The 17,546-nt window shown below is 45.7% G+C and carries 13 protein-coding genes and 2 pseudogenes; 14 read left to right on the plus strand and 1 reads right to left on the minus strand.

Annotation, left to right across the window (positions count from 1 at the left end):
• Positions 1-44 precede the first annotated feature (44 nt).
• From hisS to RDV63_RS04690, 5 genes are all read left to right on the plus strand, one after another.
• Positions 45-1,310, plus strand: a complete 1,266-nt coding sequence (gene hisS / locus RDV63_RS04670) for a histidine--tRNA ligase (RefSeq protein ID WP_313908367.1) — start codon at positions 45-47, stop codon at positions 1,308-1,310.
• 22 nt (positions 1,311-1,332) lie between these two features.
• Positions 1,333-1,965, plus strand: coding sequence for a YfgM family protein (locus RDV63_RS04675; protein ID WP_313908368.1), 633 nt, complete (start codon positions 1,333-1,335; stop codon positions 1,963-1,965).
• Positions 1,966-1,977: 12 nt separating this feature from the next.
• Complete coding sequence (bamB, locus tag RDV63_RS04680; RefSeq protein WP_313908369.1) at positions 1,978-3,165, plus strand: outer membrane protein assembly factor BamB; 1,188 nt, start codon at positions 1,978-1,980, stop codon at positions 3,163-3,165.
• Between the two features lie 69 nt (positions 3,166-3,234).
• Entirely contained in the window at positions 3,235-4,713 is a 1,479-nt protein-coding gene (gene der / locus RDV63_RS04685; protein ID WP_313908370.1) for a ribosome biogenesis GTPase Der, read from the plus strand.
• A 26-nt stretch (positions 4,714-4,739) separates the two neighbouring features.
• Positions 4,740-6,998: an arginine/lysine/ornithine decarboxylase gene (locus RDV63_RS04690; RefSeq protein ID WP_313908371.1), complete on the plus strand. Its 2,259-nt coding sequence runs from the start codon at positions 4,740-4,742 to the stop codon at positions 6,996-6,998.
• A 70-nt stretch (positions 6,999-7,068) separates the two neighbouring features.
• Here RDV63_RS04690 and xseA read toward each other — a convergent pair whose 3' ends face one another.
• Positions 7,069-8,409: an exodeoxyribonuclease VII large subunit gene (gene xseA, locus RDV63_RS04695; RefSeq protein ID WP_313908373.1), complete on the minus strand. Its 1,341-nt coding sequence runs from the start codon at positions 8,407-8,409 to the stop codon at positions 7,069-7,071.
• 136 nt (positions 8,410-8,545) lie between these two features.
• On the opposite strand from xseA, the gene guaB reads away from it, so the two are divergent.
• From guaB to repC, 9 genes and pseudogenes are all read left to right on the plus strand, one after another.
• Complete coding sequence (gene guaB, locus RDV63_RS04700; RefSeq protein WP_313908374.1) at positions 8,546-10,015, plus strand: IMP dehydrogenase; 1,470 nt, start codon at positions 8,546-8,548, stop codon at positions 10,013-10,015.
• 58 nt (positions 10,016-10,073) lie between these two features.
• Complete coding sequence (gene guaA, locus RDV63_RS04705) at positions 10,074-11,651, plus strand: glutamine-hydrolyzing GMP synthase (protein WP_313908375.1); 1,578 nt, start codon at positions 10,074-10,076, stop codon at positions 11,649-11,651.
• Positions 11,652-11,955: 304 nt separating this feature from the next.
• A pseudogene (locus RDV63_RS04710) lies at positions 11,956-12,297 on the plus strand (Arm DNA-binding domain-containing protein); the annotation flags it as partial.
• Positions 12,298-12,382: 85 nt separating this feature from the next.
• Positions 12,383-13,417 carry an IS21 family transposase gene (istA, locus tag RDV63_RS04715; RefSeq protein ID WP_313908190.1) on the plus strand — a complete coding sequence of 345 codons (1,035 nt, stop codon included), beginning with the start codon at positions 12,383-12,385 and terminating at the stop codon, positions 13,415-13,417.
• Positions 13,414-14,187 (plus strand): IS21-like element helper ATPase IstB, encoded by a 774-nt coding sequence (istB, locus tag RDV63_RS04720; protein ID WP_070049612.1) that lies wholly within the window; start codon positions 13,414-13,416, stop codon positions 14,185-14,187. The genes istA and istB overlap by 4 nt, the downstream gene beginning before the upstream one ends.
• Positions 14,188-14,240: 53 nt before the next feature.
• Positions 14,241-15,104: pseudogene (locus RDV63_RS04725) on the plus strand (tyrosine-type recombinase/integrase); the annotation flags it as partial.
• Between the two features lie 147 nt (positions 15,105-15,251).
• Positions 15,252-15,473, plus strand: a complete 222-nt coding sequence (locus tag RDV63_RS04730) for a helix-turn-helix transcriptional regulator (RefSeq protein WP_001179606.1) — start codon at positions 15,252-15,254, stop codon at positions 15,471-15,473.
• Positions 15,474-15,477: 4 nt separating this feature from the next.
• Entirely contained in the window at positions 15,478-16,305 is an 828-nt protein-coding gene (locus RDV63_RS04735) for a helicase RepA family protein (protein ID WP_001162384.1), read from the plus strand.
• Positions 16,292-17,173, plus strand: coding sequence for a replication protein C, IncQ-type (gene repC, locus RDV63_RS04740; protein WP_000743064.1), 882 nt, complete (start codon positions 16,292-16,294; stop codon positions 17,171-17,173). The genes RDV63_RS04735 and repC overlap by 14 nt, the downstream gene beginning before the upstream one ends.
• Positions 17,174-17,546 lie beyond the last annotated feature (373 nt).

Here is a 17,546-nt window from a genome sequence, read left to right on the forward strand (position 1 = left end):
TATAATCGCGGCAGTTTTTCAGTTTTATTAGTGGATACATAATTTTGTCGAAGCAAATTCAGGCAATTAGAGGCATGAATGACTGCCTGCCGCAGGATACTCCCGTTTGGCAATATGCTGAACAAATATTAAGACAAGCCATGTTTAATTATGGCTATAGTGAAATTCGTTTTCCTATTGTCGAGATGACAGAGTTATTTAAACGCTCTATTGGTGAAGTTACTGATATCGTTGAAAAAGAAATGTACAGCTTTGCTGATCGTAATGGTGATAGTTTAACTTTGCGTCCAGAGGGGACTGCCTGCTGTGTTAGGGCGGGTAATGAGCACGGCTTGCTGTATAACCAAGAGCAGCGCTTATGGTATATGGGGCCAATGTTTCGTCATGAACGGCCACAAAAAGGTCGTTATCGCCAGTTTCACCAATTTGGTTTAGAAGCGTTCGGTATAGCGACACCTGATATAGATGCTGAGGTGATTTTACTTAGCGCCCGTTTATGGCAGCAATTAGGCTTAACTCCTTATGTTAAGTTAGAGATTAATTCTTTAGGCTCTGCCGAAGCACGCAGCCATTATCGTGATGTGCTTGTTGCTTATTTAGAGCAACATAAAGAACAACTTGATGAAGACAGTTTGCGCCGTATGTATACTAATCCACTACGGGTATTGGATAGCAAAAATCCAGCCTTAGCTGAGTTATTAGCAGCAGCGCCACAATTAGCAGATTACTTAGATCAGGACTCTGCAGAACACTTTGCTCGGTTAAAGCAATTATTAACGGCAGCAGGAATAGACTTTACGGTTAATCCACGTTTAGTCCGCGGTTTAGACTATTACAATAAAACCGTATTTGAGTGGGTAACCACAGAACTAGGTGCGCAAGGTACAGTTTGTGCTGGAGGTCGTTATGATGGCCTAGTTGAGCAGCTTGGTGGCAAGTCGACACCTGCCGTTGGTTTTGCTTTAGGTATGGAACGTTTAGTTTTGCTATTGCAGCACTTAGACTTAGTGCCAACATTAGCAAAGAATGCCGATATCTATTTGATGGCGTTAGGAGAAGAAGCGGAACTTGCTATTCATTCTGTTGCCGAACGCTTGCGCAATGAATTGCCAACCAAAAGAATAATGTTGCATTGTGGTGGCGGAAACTTAAAAAAACAGGTAAAACGTGCAGATAAATCGGGAGCGACTGTTGGTCTAATTTTAGGTCAGGATGAATTAGCCCGAGGTGAGATTACCGTAAAATGGCTTCGTGAAGATAAGCCACAACAAACCCTATTAATAACTGAGTTGGCTAAACAGCTAGCCTGAGCAGTACGGACGGAGTAACACAGTGGAAATTTATAGCAGTGAAGAGCAACAAGTAGAAGCAATTAAACGCTTTTGGAACACTTACGGTAAAGCCATTTTAGGTGGTGTGGTGCTTGGTTTTGTAGTGTTATACGGCTTTCGTTATTACCAAGCTCAGCAGCGCAATAATGTTGAACAAGCTTCGGCAGGTTTTAGCCAGTTATTGCTTAAGAGAGAAACCGCACAAGACGATAATTGGTTAGCACAAGCTCAAGGTTTTATTGATAGCAGTAAATCAGAAAATTATGCTGTTCTTGCTGCCTTGTTAGCGGCTAAAGATGCGGTGGTTGCAGAGGATCTAGAACTAGCTGCAAAGCAATTAAGCTGGGTGTTAGAACATGCTAAAGAGCCAGCTCTTTTAGCCTTAACCCAATTGCGCTTAGCTAGAGTGCAAAAAGAACAAACTAATTTTGATGCAGCTTTAGCAACCTTAGCTAAGCCAGTACCAGATAGCTTTAAAGCATTACAGGCCGAGTTAAAAGGCGATATTTTGTTATTAAGTGATAAACCTGCGCAAGCTAAAACAGCTTACCAGCAAGCATTAAATGCTCGTGGTGAAAATCAGCAGTTGCTTCAGGTAAAACTGGATGAACTAGCACACATCACCGCAGCATAACGAGAGGTAAGTGTGAGATTACAGTTAAAACTTATAACGATAGCTTTAGTACTGTTAGCGATGGCTGGCTGTTCGACTAAAGAAAAGTTAGTACTACCGGCAGTACAGAATAGTATTCAACCTACCGTAGTATGGAAAACTAAAATTGGTAAGGGTGTTGCCCACTTTGAGTCTAGCTTGCAGCCACTTATTGTTGAGCAAACAGTCTATGCAGCCAGTAGGCAAGGTATTGTAGCTGCTTATGATTTAACTAGTGGTAAGCGTCACTGGCAGTTTGACTTACGGCAGCCAAATGGTTCTTCTGCTTGGCAAGGTATTAGCAACTTGTGGTCAGATGGCAATGCTCGCATTTCTGGTGGTGTCAGCTATGGATATGGCAAATTGTTTTTGGGCACTGAGAACGGAGAGGTGTTTGCGCTTGCTCCAGAGACGGGTGAATTGCTGTGGCGGGTCGAAGTTAAAGGCGAAGTGTTAGCTAAGCCTGTTATTGGCGAAGGTTTAGTGATAGTTGCTACAGGCGCAGGTGGTTTAATTGCCTTACATCCAGATGATGGTGAACAGCGTTGGGAGTTTGAAACTGAACAGCCTTCATTAACCTTACGAGGCGTTAGCCAGCCAGTTATTCATGGTGGTGGCGTTATTTATGGTTCTGGTAGTGGTCACTTAGGTGTTGTCTTAGCTGATCGTGGTTATCAAGCTTGGGAAGAGCAAATTTCAGTTCCTGCAGGTACAACCGACTTATCGCGTTTAGCCGATATTGATGCTGCACCAATAGTGGTAGGTAGTGTTATTATTGCTATAGGTTTTAACGGCGAACTAGTGGCGCTAGATATCCGCAGCGGTAAAGCATTATGGAAACGTGAGTATTCAAGTTTTCGGAATATGGCTATGGCCAATGACACTTTATATTTAGTGGATTCAGAAGGGCGTATATCGGCATTAGATAATAAAAATGGCACTGAAATTTGGACTCAATACGGCTTGCATAAACATTTTCTAACTGGCGCTACTGTTTATAAAAACTATATTGTAATAGGCGATAGTAAAGGTAACTTACATTGGTTAGATCGTAGCGATGGTCGTTTTGTTGCTCGACAAAGTATGGACAGTTCGGGCTTTTATACTGAAGCTGTTGCCAATGCAGAGTATTTATTAGTACAAAGCCGTAACGGCGAACTAGTGTTATTACAAACACCTTAATTAGGTGTTTGTAATTATTTTTATAAACAGGTCTCTTTGACCTGTTTTGTTATTTCTGAGGTTTACACCATGTTACCTGTCGTTGCCCTTGTTGGGCGTGCCAATGTCGGAAAATCGACGCTATTTAACCGTTTAACACGTACTCGTGATGCTTTAGTAGCAGACTTCCCGGGGTTAACCCGTGACCGTAAATATGGCTCTGTTAAGTATGAAGGCTTAGAGTTTATTGTTGTTGATACCGGCGGTATTGACGGTAACGAACATGGCATTGAAGTAGAAATGGCCGAGCAATCGTTAAAAGCCATAGATGAAGCTGATGTAGTGTTATTTATGGTAGATGCAAGGGCAGGGGCTACTGTAGGTGACCAAGCTATAGCGGCACATATTCGCAAAGTAGAAAAAAAGGTCTTTGTAGTAGCCAATAAAACCGACGGTTTAGATGCTGATACTGCGGTTGCCGATTTTTATAGCTTAGGCTTAGGTGATGTGTATCCTATTGCTGCGGCGCATGGCCGTGGGGTATCCAGTTTATTAAACTTTGCCTTAGTACCTTTGTTAACAGAAGAACAACAGCGAGCTTTAGCAAACGATAATGAGGCTGAGCCAACGCTAGAGTTAGAGACGTTAACCGAAGAAGAAGCCAATGCCGAAGCCGCACGTTTACGCAGTCAGCATATCAAATTAGCTATAGTTGGCCGGCCTAATGTGGGCAAATCAACCTTAACAAACCGTATTTTAGGTGAAGAGCGGGTAGTTGTGTTTGATATGCCAGGCACGACACGTGATTCTATTTATATTCCAATGCAACGCAATGGCCGTGACTATACTTTAATAGATACCGCAGGTGTGCGTCGTCGCGGCAAAATTGATGATGTAGTGGAAAAATTCTCGGTGATTAAAACCCTGCAAGCTATTGAAGATGCCAACGTGATTATTTTGGTACTTGACGCCAGAATGGGGATTTCTGATCAGGATTTAAGTATTTTAGGTTTTGCTTTAAATGCGGGTCGCTCCTTAGTTATAGCGGTAAATAAATGGGATGGTTTAAGCGAAAGCATTAAAGATGAAATTAAACGTGAATTAGATCGCCGCTTTGGTTTTATTGATTTTGCCCGTTTACATTTTATTTCGGCATTGCATGGCTCGGGTGTGGGTAATCTATTTGAATCGGTTGAAGAAGCCTTTGACTCTGCTACTACCCGTCATAGCACAGCTTTATTAACGCGGATTATGAAAATGGCCGTTGAGGACCATCAGCCTCCTATGGTGCATGGCCGTCGGGTTAAATTAAAATATGCTCATGCGGGTGGTTATAACCCACCTTTAATTGTTATCCATGGTAATCAAGTAGACTCATTACCAGACTCTTATAAGCGCTATTTAATGAATTACTTCCGTAAGACATTAAAAATGATGGGCACACCTATCAAAATTGAGTTCCGTGAAGGCGATAACCCTTTTGCACCAACTAAAAAAAATACGGAAACACCGTTGCAAAAATATAAACGCGAACGGTTAATGAAAGCACGTACTAAATTCTCTAAATAGATTTACCAACAAAAAGGGTAATTGCTATGAAATTTCGTTTTCCAGTTATTGTTATCGATGAAGATTTTCGCACAGAAAATATCTCGGGCTCGGGTATTCGTGATTTAGCCGAAGCCATAAGTAATAAAGGCTTTGAAGTTGTTGGTTACACTAGCTACGTGGATTTAAGTGCTTTTGCCCAGCAAGCCAGCCGGGCGTCGTGTTTTATTTTATCTATTGATGATGAAGAATTTGGTGATGGTTCAGCCGAAGAAGTTGAAATCGCCGTAGCGGGCTTACGTCAGTTTATTAAAGAAGTGCGTAAGCGTAATGCAGATATTCCGATCTTTTTATATGGCGAAACCCGAACAACTCGGCATATTCCTAATAGTATCTTGCGTGAATTACACGGCTTTATTCATATGTTTGAAGACACGCCAGAGTTTGTTGCTAAGCATATTATTCGTGAAGCAAAAAAATACCTTGATGCACTAGCGCCACCATTTTTTAATGCCTTAATGGATTATGCATCAGACGGCTCTTACTCTTGGCATTGCCCGGGCCACTCAGGTGGTGTTGCCTTCTTAAAAAGCCCAGTCGGCCAAATGTTCCATCAATTTTTTGGTGAAAATATGCTACGCGCCGACGTCTGTAACTCGGTAGATGAGCTTGGTCAGTTGCTTGATCACACTGGCCCTGTTGCGCAAAGTGAGCAAAATGCTGCCCGGATCTTTGGCAGTGATCATTTATTTTTTGTGACTAATGGCACCTCAACGTCTAACAAAATGGTTTGGCATTCTGTTGTGGCCCCAGGCGACATAGTGGTTGTTGATCGTAATTGTCATAAATCTATATTGCACTCTATTATTATGACCGGCGCTATACCAGTATTTTTAATGCCAACGCGTAACCACTACGGCATTATAGGCCCTATTCCGAAAAGTGAGTTTTCACCAGAAGCTATAGCGAAAAAAATAGCCGCTAATCCGTTTGCGCGTAATGCAAAAAATAAAAAGCCGCGAATTCTAACTATTACTCAAAGTACCTATGACGGTATTTTATATAACGTTGAAGAAATTAAGCAGCAGCTTGGTTCTACTATAGATACGCTGCACTTTGATGAAGCTTGGTTACCGCATGCTAGTTTTCATGAATTTTATAAAGATATGCACGCTATAGGTAAAGACCGGCCGCGTTCAGAAGATACTTTAGTTTTTGCTACTCAATCTACCCATAAGTTATTAGCAGGTTTATCGCAAGCTTCACAAATATTGGTGCAAAATGCGCAAAATCGCAGTTTAGATACCCATAGGTTTAACGAGTCTTACTTAATGCACAGCTCTACTAGCCCTCAGTACGCCATTATTGCTAGTTGTGATGTTGCCGCTGCCATGATGGAAGCGCCAGGCGGTACTGCTTTGGTAGAAGAGTCTTTATTTGAAGCCATCGACTTTAGACGTGCTATGCGCAAAGTGGATGCTGAATACGGTGATGATGACTGGTGGTTTAAAGTCTGGGGACCAGATACCTTACCTGAAGAGGGCTTAGGCGATCGAGATGATTGGATGTTGCATGCTAAAGACAGCTGGCATGGTTTTGGTGCCATAGAATCTGGCTTTAACTTACTAGATCCTATTAAAGCTACTATTATTACCCCAGGTTTAAACCTGCAAGGCCAGTTTGATGAGCAAGGCATGCCAGCCGCTATTGTTAGTAAGTATTTAGCTGAGCACGGTATTATTATCGAAAAAACCGGTCTGTATTCATTCTTTATTATGTTTACCATAGGTATAACTAAAGGCCGTTGGAACTCTATGGTGACTGAGTTGCAACAGTTTAAAGATGACTATGATCAAAACCTGCCCATGTGGCGGGTGATGCCAGAGTTTGCTAAAAAGCATCCACGTTATGAAAAAGTAGGCTTGCGTGATTTATGCCAGCAAATTCATAATATGTACCGTCAGTATAATGTGGCTAAAGTCACCACAGAAATGTACTTGTCTAACATTGAAACGGCCATGACACCAGCAGATGCTTGGGCAAAAATGGCCCATCGTGATATAGAGCGGGTGGCTATTGATGATATAGAAGGCCGAGTTACTGCTATGCTAGTTACGCCTTATCCACCAGGCATACCGCTAATGGTGCCAGGCGAGCGCTTTAATAAAATTATTATTAGCTACTTGCAGTTTACCCGCGCTTTTAACAAAGCCTTCCCCGGCTTTGAAACCGATGTGCACGGTTTAGTGCGGGAAATGGTCGATGGCGAACTGCAATATTTTATTGATGTAGTAAAAGAAGCTTAATAGTAGTAACTAAATTTATTATTACCATGAAAAAGCCTGATATAGAACAGCTATATCAGGCTTTTGTTTTTTATTTAGCGGGTGTTATAGCACTAATATTAGCTATAAAGCTGCCATTAGCTAACTGCGTAGTTACGCTATCGCCAATAGTTAACAGCTCGGTTGAAGTTAACACCTTCTTGTCTGCGGTAAAGCTAATGCTGTAACCACGAGCTAGTGTTGCTAGTGGGCTAACGGTATCTAATTTCCCGACTATAGCGCCAAGTAATTGCTGTTGTTGTTTCAACTTTAGTTTTTGAGCATTAGCTAAGCGCTGGCTTAAGTGGGTAACGACTTGCTGTTGTTGCCCCAATTGTTTTGCCGGTGATAATTGACGCAGGCTTTTCGCTAAATACTGTTGCTGCTGGCTGGTATTGATTAAGCGGCGTTTAATGCTGTTAGTTAAGCGCTGCTGCATCTCGTCTAAACGTTGCTGTTGCTGCTGTAAGCGTCTTTTTGGTTCAGCTGCTAGTAAGCGCTGGCTAAGATTAATTAAACGTGGTGCCAGCTGTTGTAGTTGCGAACGCTGGGCTTGATACAGCGCATTACGCAAACGGTTAATACGTTCTAAAATGTGGCTTTGATCAGGTGAAACGAGTTCGGCGGCTGCTGATGGTGTGGCGGCACGAATATCGGCAACAAAATCGGTTAGGGCAAAATCAATCTCATGGCCCACGGCGCTGACTGTTGGAATAGGGCAGGCAGCAAGTGCGCGCACTAAGGTTTCGTCGTTAAAACACCATAAGTCTTCTAAAGAGCCACCACCGCGGCCAATAATAAGTACATCGACTTCGTTACGCCTAATAGCGGTGCTAAGCATAGCCCGTAATTGTGCCGCGGCAGTGTCACCTTGCACTTGGCAGGGGTAAACTATCACTGCAATACTAGGCGCTCGGCGCTGTAACACGGTAATAATATCGCGAATAGCAGCACCTGTTGGTGAGGTGATAACGCCAACACGTTGAATATTGGCAGGTAACGGCTTTTTGCGTTCTGGGGCAAATAAACCTTCGGCATTTAATTGTGCTTTAAGTTGTTCAAACTGTTGTTTAAGTAAACCGGCACCAGCACTTTCAATAAACTCAGCAATCAGTTGGTATTCACCGCGCGGTTCATACACGCTAATGCGGGCGCGAATTAATACTTGCTGGCCATTTTTGGGCTGAAAAGCACTGCGGCGATTTGCCATTTTAAACATGGCAACTTTTACTTGAGCTGCTTGGTCTTTTAATGAGAAATACCAATGGCCAGATGCAGCTGCTACAAAGTTTGACACTTCTGCTTGTAGCCATATCTGCTGGAATTGTAATTCTAAGGTTAAACGCACTTCGCTGTTTAAACGAGAAACGCTATAAATATCGGGTGTTTGCATAATTAAAGTTCATGGTATCGCTAATACTTAGGTAGACTGTAACATAAATTGAAAAAGTGATTGTTAAAAGCAAACAAAACCGCTAAAATTGCACCGCAACATTCCTTATCTTTTCAGCCATAGCGAGATTGTTGCAATGCTCAGGATCAAACAAGAAGCTCTTACCTTTGATGACGTATTATTGGTACCAGCACATTCCACCGTTTTACCCCATACCGCCGATTTGCGCACAAAATTAACCAACACTATCACGCTTAATATTCCTATGGTATCTGCTTCTATGGATACGGTAACCGAAGCGCGTTTAGCTATAGCTTTAGCTCAAGAAGGTGGCTTAGGTTTTATTCACAAAAATATGACCATTGAAGATCAGGCTGCCAATGTACGCCGAGTGAAAAAGTTTGAAAGCGGCGTGGTGTCAGATCCTGTCACTGTAACACCTGATATGAGTATTCGCGACGTTTTAGCGCTAGCTCAGCAATGTGGTTTTTCTGGTTTTCCGGTGGTAGATGCTAATAATAACTTAGTGGGCATGTTAACCAGCCGAGATATGAGTTTTCAAGCTAATAATAATGAAATAGTTAGTAGCTTAATGACGCCGCGAGAGCGTTTAGTTACAGTAAACGAATCGGCACCGCGCGAAGAAGCATTTAAATTAATGCATCAGCATCGGATTGAAAAAGTATTAGTCGTTAATAACGACTTTAAACTTAAAGGGTTAATTACGGTACGCGATTATTATAAAGCAGCCAGTAAACCTAACGCTTGTAAAGATGAACTTGGTCGGTTACGTGTAGGTGCAGCAGTAGGCGTAGGCGCAGGTACAGATGAGCGTATAGCGGCCTTAGTTGAAGCTGGCGTTGACATTTTATTAATAGATACCTCACATGGTCATTCGCAAGGCGTTATAGATAGAGTTAAGCAAACTCGAGCAAAATACCCAGACTTACAAATTGTTGCTGGTAACGTTGCCACAGCAGAAGGGGCTAAGGCCTTAGCTGAAGCGGGTGCAAATGCGGTTAAAGTAGGTATAGGCCCAGGCTCTATTTGTACCACACGTATAGTTACAGGTTGTGGTGTACCGCAAATTACGGCTATTTCTGAAGCGGCAATGGGTGTTGCTGGTACAGATGTTACTATTATTGCTGATGGCGGTATTCGCTTTTCTGGTGATGTAGCAAAAGCTTTAGTGGCAGGTGCTCATGTGGTGATGGTTGGTTCTATGTTTGCTGGTACTGAAGAAGCGCCAGGTGAAGTTGAGCTGTACCAAGGTCGCTACTATAAATCGTATCGCGGTATGGGTTCTTTAGGTGCAATGGCACAAAGTAATGGCTCATCAGATCGTTACTTTCAAGGCAGTAACAGTGCAGAAAAACTGGTACCAGAAGGAATTGAAGGCCGAGTAGCCTATAAAGGGCCAATGGAAAACATTATTCATCAGCAAATGGGCGGTTTACGCTCGGCTATGGGCTTAACCGGTAGTGCCGATATAGAACAGTTACGCACTAAGCCAGAGTTTGTAAGGGTAACATCGGCTGGTATGGGCGAGTCTCATGTCCACGATGTGCAAATTACTAAAGAAGCGCCAAATTACCGTATAGGTTAAGCTTTTATCTTGTAAGCCACGGCCAGTTAATTCTGGCCGCTCTATTTTAAAGGTCGCTATGAACACAAATATTCATCACCATCGTATTTTAATTCTCGATTTTGGTTCGCAATATACGCAATTAATTGCCCGCCGTGTGCGTGAAATTGGCGTTTATTGTGAGCTATGGGCTTGGGATGTTAGTGCTGAGCAAATTAAAGAATTTAATCCAACAGGCATTATTTTATCTGGCGGCCCAGAAAGCGTACACGCTGCCAATTCACCGCGTGCGCCGCAGTATGTGTTTGAAGCTGGCGTGCCGGTGTTAGGCATTTGCTACGGTATGCAAACCATGGCCGAACAGCTAGGTGGTAAAGTGCTTGGCTCTGATATGCGCGAGTTTGGCTATGCTCAGGTAGAGGTAACAGCCGCGAATGAATTATTTGCCAAAATTGAAGATCATATCAGTGCTAACGGTAATGCTCAGCTAGATGTCTGGATGAGTCATGGCGATAAAGTGATTGAAATACCAGCAGGCTTTATTACTTGTGCCACTACGCCAACCTGCCCACATGCAGCTATGGTTGATGCTGAACGTAAATTTTATGGCGTTCAGTTTCACCCAGAAGTTACGCATACTCGCCAAGGCCAACGTATATTACAGCATTTTGTGGTCGATATTTGTGGTTGCGAGCAACTATGGACACCAGCAACCATTATTGAAGATGCGGTTGAGCGTTTAAAGCAACAAATTGGTGACGATGAAGTTATTTTAGGCTTATCAGGCGGCGTAGATAGCTCAGTTACGGCTATGTTATTACACCGTGCTATTGGTAAAAACTTACATTGTGTCTTTGTTGATAACGGCCTGCTGCGTTTAAATGAAGGCCAGCAAGTGATGGATATGTTTGGCGATCACTTTGGGTTAAATATTGTTAAAGTGGACGCTGAACAACGCTTTTTAGCTGCCTTAGCTGGCCAGACCGATCCTGAGCAAAAGCGCAAGACAATAGGTCGAGTTTTTGTTGAGGTGTTTGATGAGCAATCGCAAAAGTTAGCTAACGCTAAGTGGTTAGCCCAAGGTACTATTTATCCTGACGTTATTGAATCAGCTGGTTCTGCTACGGGTAAAGCTCATGTTATTAAATCGCACCACAATGTGGGAGGTTTACCTGAGCATATGAAGCTTGGTTTAGTGGAACCGCTGCGTGAATTGTTTAAAGACGAAGTACGTAAAATTGGTTTAGAGTTGGGCTTACCTTACGACATGCTATATCGTCACCCTTTCCCTGGGCCAGGTTTAGGCGTACGAGTGCTGGGCGAAATTAAAAAAGAGTATTGCGATATTTTACGCCGCGCCGATGCCATCTTTATTTCTGAACTGCAAAAAGCAGACTTGTATAATAAAGTAAGCCAAGCCTTTGTGGTGTTTTTACCGGTAAAATCAGTTGGTGTTATGGGCGATGCGCGTAAATATGACTGGGTAGTCTCATTGCGTGCTGTAGAAACTATCGACTTTATGACCGCACACTGGGCCCATTTACCTTATGACTTCTTAGGTAAAGTATCTAATCGCATTATTAATGAAATAGATGGTATTTCGCGTGTGGTGTACGATATATCAGGTAAACCACCGGCAACTATTGAGTGGGAATGATTCCGCGTCTGGCACAGCCAGGCACCTGATGGCATGAAATGCCGCTAAGCCCGCGTAATTGCGGGCTTTTTTTTGTTTGTGTTTGGCACGATCTGGCAACGGGAGGAAGCGCCAAGCACCGTTTGAGCATGGCATTAAAGCTGGTATTATGGTTTGGCGATGCCATGATTGATGCCGATACCATGCTGCGTTCTTTTGTGTGTTCATGGTATTAATATTCTATAAGTTACTGTTTCGTAAGAAAAAATACGATAAATTCGAGATTTTTTCAGCATGGTATCGGAGACGAAGAAGGACAAGGTACATGCTGACCGATACCAAGCTGCGCAATCTCAAGCCCAGGGACAAACTCTACAAAGTGAATGACCGGGAAGGTCTCTATGTGGCAGTGACTCCAGCCGGCTCCATCTCGTTCCGTTACAACTACTCAATCAACGGTCGGCAGGAGACCATCACCTTTGGGCGTTATGGTGTCGGTGGCATCACCCTGGCCGAAGCCCGCGAGCTGTTGGGTGACGCCAAGAAGATGGTTGCGGCGGGCAAGTCGCCGGCCAAGGAGAAAGCCCGAGACAAGGCGCGGGTGAAAGATGCAGAGACGTTCGGTGCCTGGGCGGAGAAGTGGCTGCGTGGCTACCAGATGGCCGACTGTTACCAACAATGCAAAACTGATCCACTATAACAATTGAAATCTGATCCACTTGTTTTCACTATGGTGCTTTTTCGGAGGCACCTTGATCACAAAAGAAGAGCTCATGAAAATTCAGATTTTGCACCAACAAGGCCTGTCCCAACGTGCTATTGCTAAACAACTTGGCATCTCGCGTAACACGGTTAAGCGCTACCTTCGAGCCGCATTAGATACGCCCGTTTACACAGCGCGAGCTAAAGGCCGTTCATTGCTTGAACCCTATAAATCATTCTTACATTCGCGTATTACGCAAGCTAAACCGGTACACCTTTCTGGTGAAGTATTATTTCGTGAAGTCAAAGAACTCGGTTATACCGGTAGTTTGTCTTTATTGAGACAATATTTATATCAATACCGTGGTAAGCCCATACCAGAGCCGGTTGTGCGGTTTGAAACCGAAGTCGGTAAACAAATGCAGGTAGACTGGGGGCAAATGCGAGGTGGCAAGCAGCCCATTCATGCGTTTATCGCCGTTTTAGGCTTTAGTCGTGCGATGATGGTGGTCTTCACCGATAACATGCGCTACGACACACTTGAACATTGTCATCGCTTAACATTTGACTACTTCCAAGGTATTCCCCGCGAAGTATGGTACGACAATATGAAAACGGTTGTCGTTGAGCGCAATGCCTATGGAGAAGGCCAGCACAAGCTTAATCAGGCATTTTATCAGTTTGCTAAAAGCATGGGGTTTATTCCCAAACTGTGCCATACCTACCGACCACAAACCAAGGGCAAAGTTGAACGAATGGTACGTTATGTCCGTGATAACTTTTTTAGGCCGTTCAATACAAAGTTAATGGCATTAGGGCAAACATTAGATGTGCAGAGTGCGAATGAAGAGGTTGTGATATGGCTTGAAACGGTGGCGCATCAGCGTATTCATGACACCACTAAACAAAAACCTGCTGAGCGGCTCATTGAAGAGCGCAAGGTATTACAGGCGTTACCGCCGTTAATATTACCCCTTGTTGCTTCACTGGATACGAGCGTCCCCTTGCCATCACTAAGGGTATTTAATCAGCAACCACTACATCATGACCTTAGTGTTTATGACCAGCTGATGGAGGCCATATGAACCTACAATTATCGCGAATTAGTGCGCTTAGTGCAGAGTTACAACTCGCCGGCATTGATACTAATGCCTGTGATTTAGCTCAGCAAGCCGCCAAAGAAGAGTGGGATTATCTGAGCTTTTTAGAGCAAGCGCTTTTATGTGAAAAGCGCTCACGCCATCAACGCAAACAACATATGTTTACTCGAATGGCCGGTTTTCCTGGAAACAAAACATTAGAGGGCTTTGATTTTAGCTTCGCCACCGGTGTACCTAAAAAACAGGTAACAGAATTAGCCTCGCTGTCCTTTATTGAACGACAAGAGAACGTTGTCATGCTGGGGCCATCAGGCGTTGGCAAAACGCATATCGCCATTGCCTTGGGTTATAAAGCCGTACAAGCTGGTATCAAAACCCGCTTTATCAGTGCATCAGATTTAATCCTGCAACTTGCCACAGCACAGCGGCAAGAAAACTATAAGCAGGTTATGCAGCGCTCAGTCATTGCGCCAAGATTGCTTATTATCGATGAAATCGGTTATCTGCCGTTCAATGCACATGAAGCTAAATTGCTGTTTGATGTGATAGCAAAACGCTATGAAAAAGGCTCAGTAATATTAACAAGCAACTTACCCTTTGGTCAGTGGGGACAAGTGTTTGCAAATGACACTGCGCTTACATCAGCCATGTTAGACAGAGTTTTACATCACTCTCATATCTTACAAATTAAAGGAGATAGTTACCGAATTAAGGAAAAGAAACAAGCCGGATTAATGGATAAACCCAAGGAGTAGTGGATCACTTTTAAATTGTTGGGGTGGATCACTATTGGATTGTTGTTGACACCGACTCCACCCGCGATATGCGCCGCTCGGTTTATGAGCGTGAGCTGAAGCCGAAATTCAGCAATCAGAAGCTGGTGGAGATCACCCACGAAGACTTGCGGGCGCTGGCTGATGCCATTGTTGAGCGAGGCGCACCGGCCACCGCCGTTCATGTGCGTGAAATCGTGTTGCAGGTATTTCGCTGGGCCATCGAGCGTGGGCAGAAGGTCGAAAACCCGGCAGAACTGGTGCGCCCAACAAGCATCGCTCGATTCGAGCCACGTGACCGAGCGTTGACGCCAGAAGAAATTGGGCTGATGTACCAGTACATGGAGCGAGTGGGCACAAGCCCAACAAACCGTGCGGCGGCCAAGCTGTTATTGCTGACGATGGTGCGCAAGAGCGAGCTGACCAATGCGACCTGGAGCGAGATCAATTTCAGCGAAGCGTTGTGGACGATTCCAAAGGAGCGGATGAAACGCCGTAACCCGCACCTGGTATTTCTGTCCCAGCAGGCTCTGGATATTTTCATTGCCATGAAAACCTTTGCCGGTGGTTCCGACTTCGTTTTGCCATCACGGTACGACTCGGATGCGCCGATGAGCGCTGCCACACTTAACCAGGTGCTGACGCTGACTTACAAGGCGGCGCAGAAAGATGGGAAGTCACTTACCAAGTTCGGACCGCATGATTTGCGGCGCACAGCCAGCACGCTGTTGCATGAGGCCGGCTACAACACCGACTGGATCGAGAAGTGCCTGGCGCACGAGCAGAAGGGCGTGAGGGCTGTCTACAACAAGGCTGAGTACCGCGAGCAGCGGGCGGCGATGTTGCAGGATTGGGCCGATATGATTGATGAGTGGACTTCGGGAGGCAGTAAGGGTTGATGTTTTTGCTATCTTTGATAGCATTGAAGTTGATGCCGTGAATTTATAAATAAGGCCGCCATTGGCATCGGGCAGGTCAATTACCGATTAGCTGCTTCGCGCAGCTACTCGATGAATAGCAACTATTCATTTGAGAGGTATTGACCCATGCAAAATATAAAGACCCTCATCAACAGGAAGAAGCTCCTGGAGATGATCCCGCTTTCGACACGAACAATTTATAACCTGGAGCAGCGAGGGGATTTTCCACGCCGTATCGCGTTAACCAGTAGAAATGTCGCCTGGGATTTGTCAGAGGTCGAAGAGTGGATTGAGGCACGTAAATCATCGGGTGATCAAGCTGCGCGACCTGGCCCTATAGAGGGCTAGTTATATGGCTCTTGATCTTATGGCGGCTTTCACGGAATTGCCGCCACCCATTGATTATGTTCTGCCTAATATGGTTGCTGGCACTGTTGGTGCTCTTGTGTCGCCTGGTGGGGCTGGTAAATCCATGTTGGCCCTTCAATTGGCTGCACAGATTGCAGGCGGGCCTGATTTACTTGAAATAGGCGAGTTTCCCACCGGGCAAGTGGTCTATCTGCCTGCTGAAGATCCACCGGCCGCTATTCACCATCGTCTGCACGCCCTTGGGGCACACCTCAGCGCAGCGGAACGGCAAGCCGTGGCTGATGGTTTGCTCATTGAACCCTTGATCGGTAAATGCCCAAACATCATGGCTGCTAGCTGGTTCGATGCTCTCAAACGAGCCGCTGAAGGTCGTCGCTTGATGATCTTGGACACTTTGCGGCGCTTCCACATTGAGGAGGAGAACGCTAGCGGGCCGATGGCGCAGGTTGTTGGGCACATGGAGGCCATAGCCGCTGATACAGGCTGCTCCATTGTGTTTCTGCACCACGCGAGTAAAAGCGCAGCCATGATGGGGTCGGGCGATCAACAGCAGGCCAGTCGTGGATCGTCCGTACTGGTTGATAACATCCGTTGGCAATCGTACCTATCCGGCATGACGCAAGGCGAGGCCGAGATACTGGGGGTCGATGATTGTCAGCGTGGGTATTTTGTCCGCTTTGGCGTCAGCAAGGCCAACTATGGCGCACCTTTTCAAGAACTCTGGTTTAGACGGCACGACGGCGGCGTGTTGAAGCCTGCTGTACTGGAGCGGCAGTGCAAGGTGAAAAGGAGACAGCGTGAAGAAGCCTAAGCATGACCTGACCCACGTCCGACATGATCCCGCGCACTGTTTGGCACCTGGCCTGTTCCGCAGCCTCAAGCGTGGCGATCGCAAACGCTGCAAGCTGGACGTGACCTACACCTTTGGCGAGGACGAATCCATGCGTTTCGTCGGATTCGAACCTCTCGGGGCCGATGATATGCGTCTTTTGCAAGGCATCGTGGCCCTTGGCGGCCCGAACGGCATCTTGCTAACCCCGGAACCGACCAGTGAGACGGGGCGACAGCTACGGCTATTCCTTGAACCCCGTTTCGAAGCCATTGAGCAAGACGGCTTGGTGGTTCGTGAGAGCCTGACCAAACTGCTCTCAGAAACGGGCATGACGGATAGCGGCGACAACATCAAGGCGCTCAAAGCCAGCCTGCTGCGCATGTCGAACGTCACCATCCTTGTGACGAAGGGACGGCGGCAAGCCGCGTTCCACCTGATGAGTCATGCTTTTGACGAGACGGACGGCAGGCTATGGGTTGCCCTGAATCCGCGTATTGCCGAAGCGATCCTGGGGCATCGTCCATATGCCCGTATCGACATGGCGGAAGTGCGGGTGCTACAGACTGATCCGGCACGGCTGATGCACCAACGGCTATGCGGCTGGATCGACCCCGGCAAATCCGGGCGCGTGGAACTGGACACGCTTTGCGGCTATGTCTGGCCAGATGAAGCCAATGCCGAAGCTATGAAAAAACGCCGTCAGACTGCCCGGAAGGCACTGGCCGAACTTGCCGCCGTGGGTTGGGTAGTGAACGAATACGCCAAGGGAAAATGGGAGATCAAGAGGCCTGGCCCCACGGCAACTGCACCCGTTTACCGTCGTAACGTTCCCTTGTTACCGTCGTAACGCTCCCCTTCTGCCGTCGTAACGTTCCCCGTCCCAATTTGGAAAACCCAGACGGTGCGCTGCTTTGCGGGCAGTTTGGGAAATCCATCCAAGATTATCTAAAGATAATCCATCATGCGCGGTGCAGCTCGCGCCTTGAGGGCGCGTTCTGACCTTGCCAATAAAGCCCTGGCGGGCTTTATCAATCGGCCATAGGCCGATGGTTTAACGCCAAGAAGAGAAGGCGGCTTCAGTGGCCGCTGAAACGCCTTGTGAGAGGGGAAAACAACCCGGAGTCCCTTATTCCATGAGCTGAAGCAGAATCTGCGTCTAACGGTGCTGGAGGGCCGCTGTGTGCACTTGTAGTTATCTGTACTGAAACCTTGGCTCGAAA

This window comes from Rheinheimera sp. MMS21-TC3, assembly GCF_032229285.1.
GTDB lineage: Bacteria > Pseudomonadota > Gammaproteobacteria > Enterobacterales > Alteromonadaceae > Alishewanella.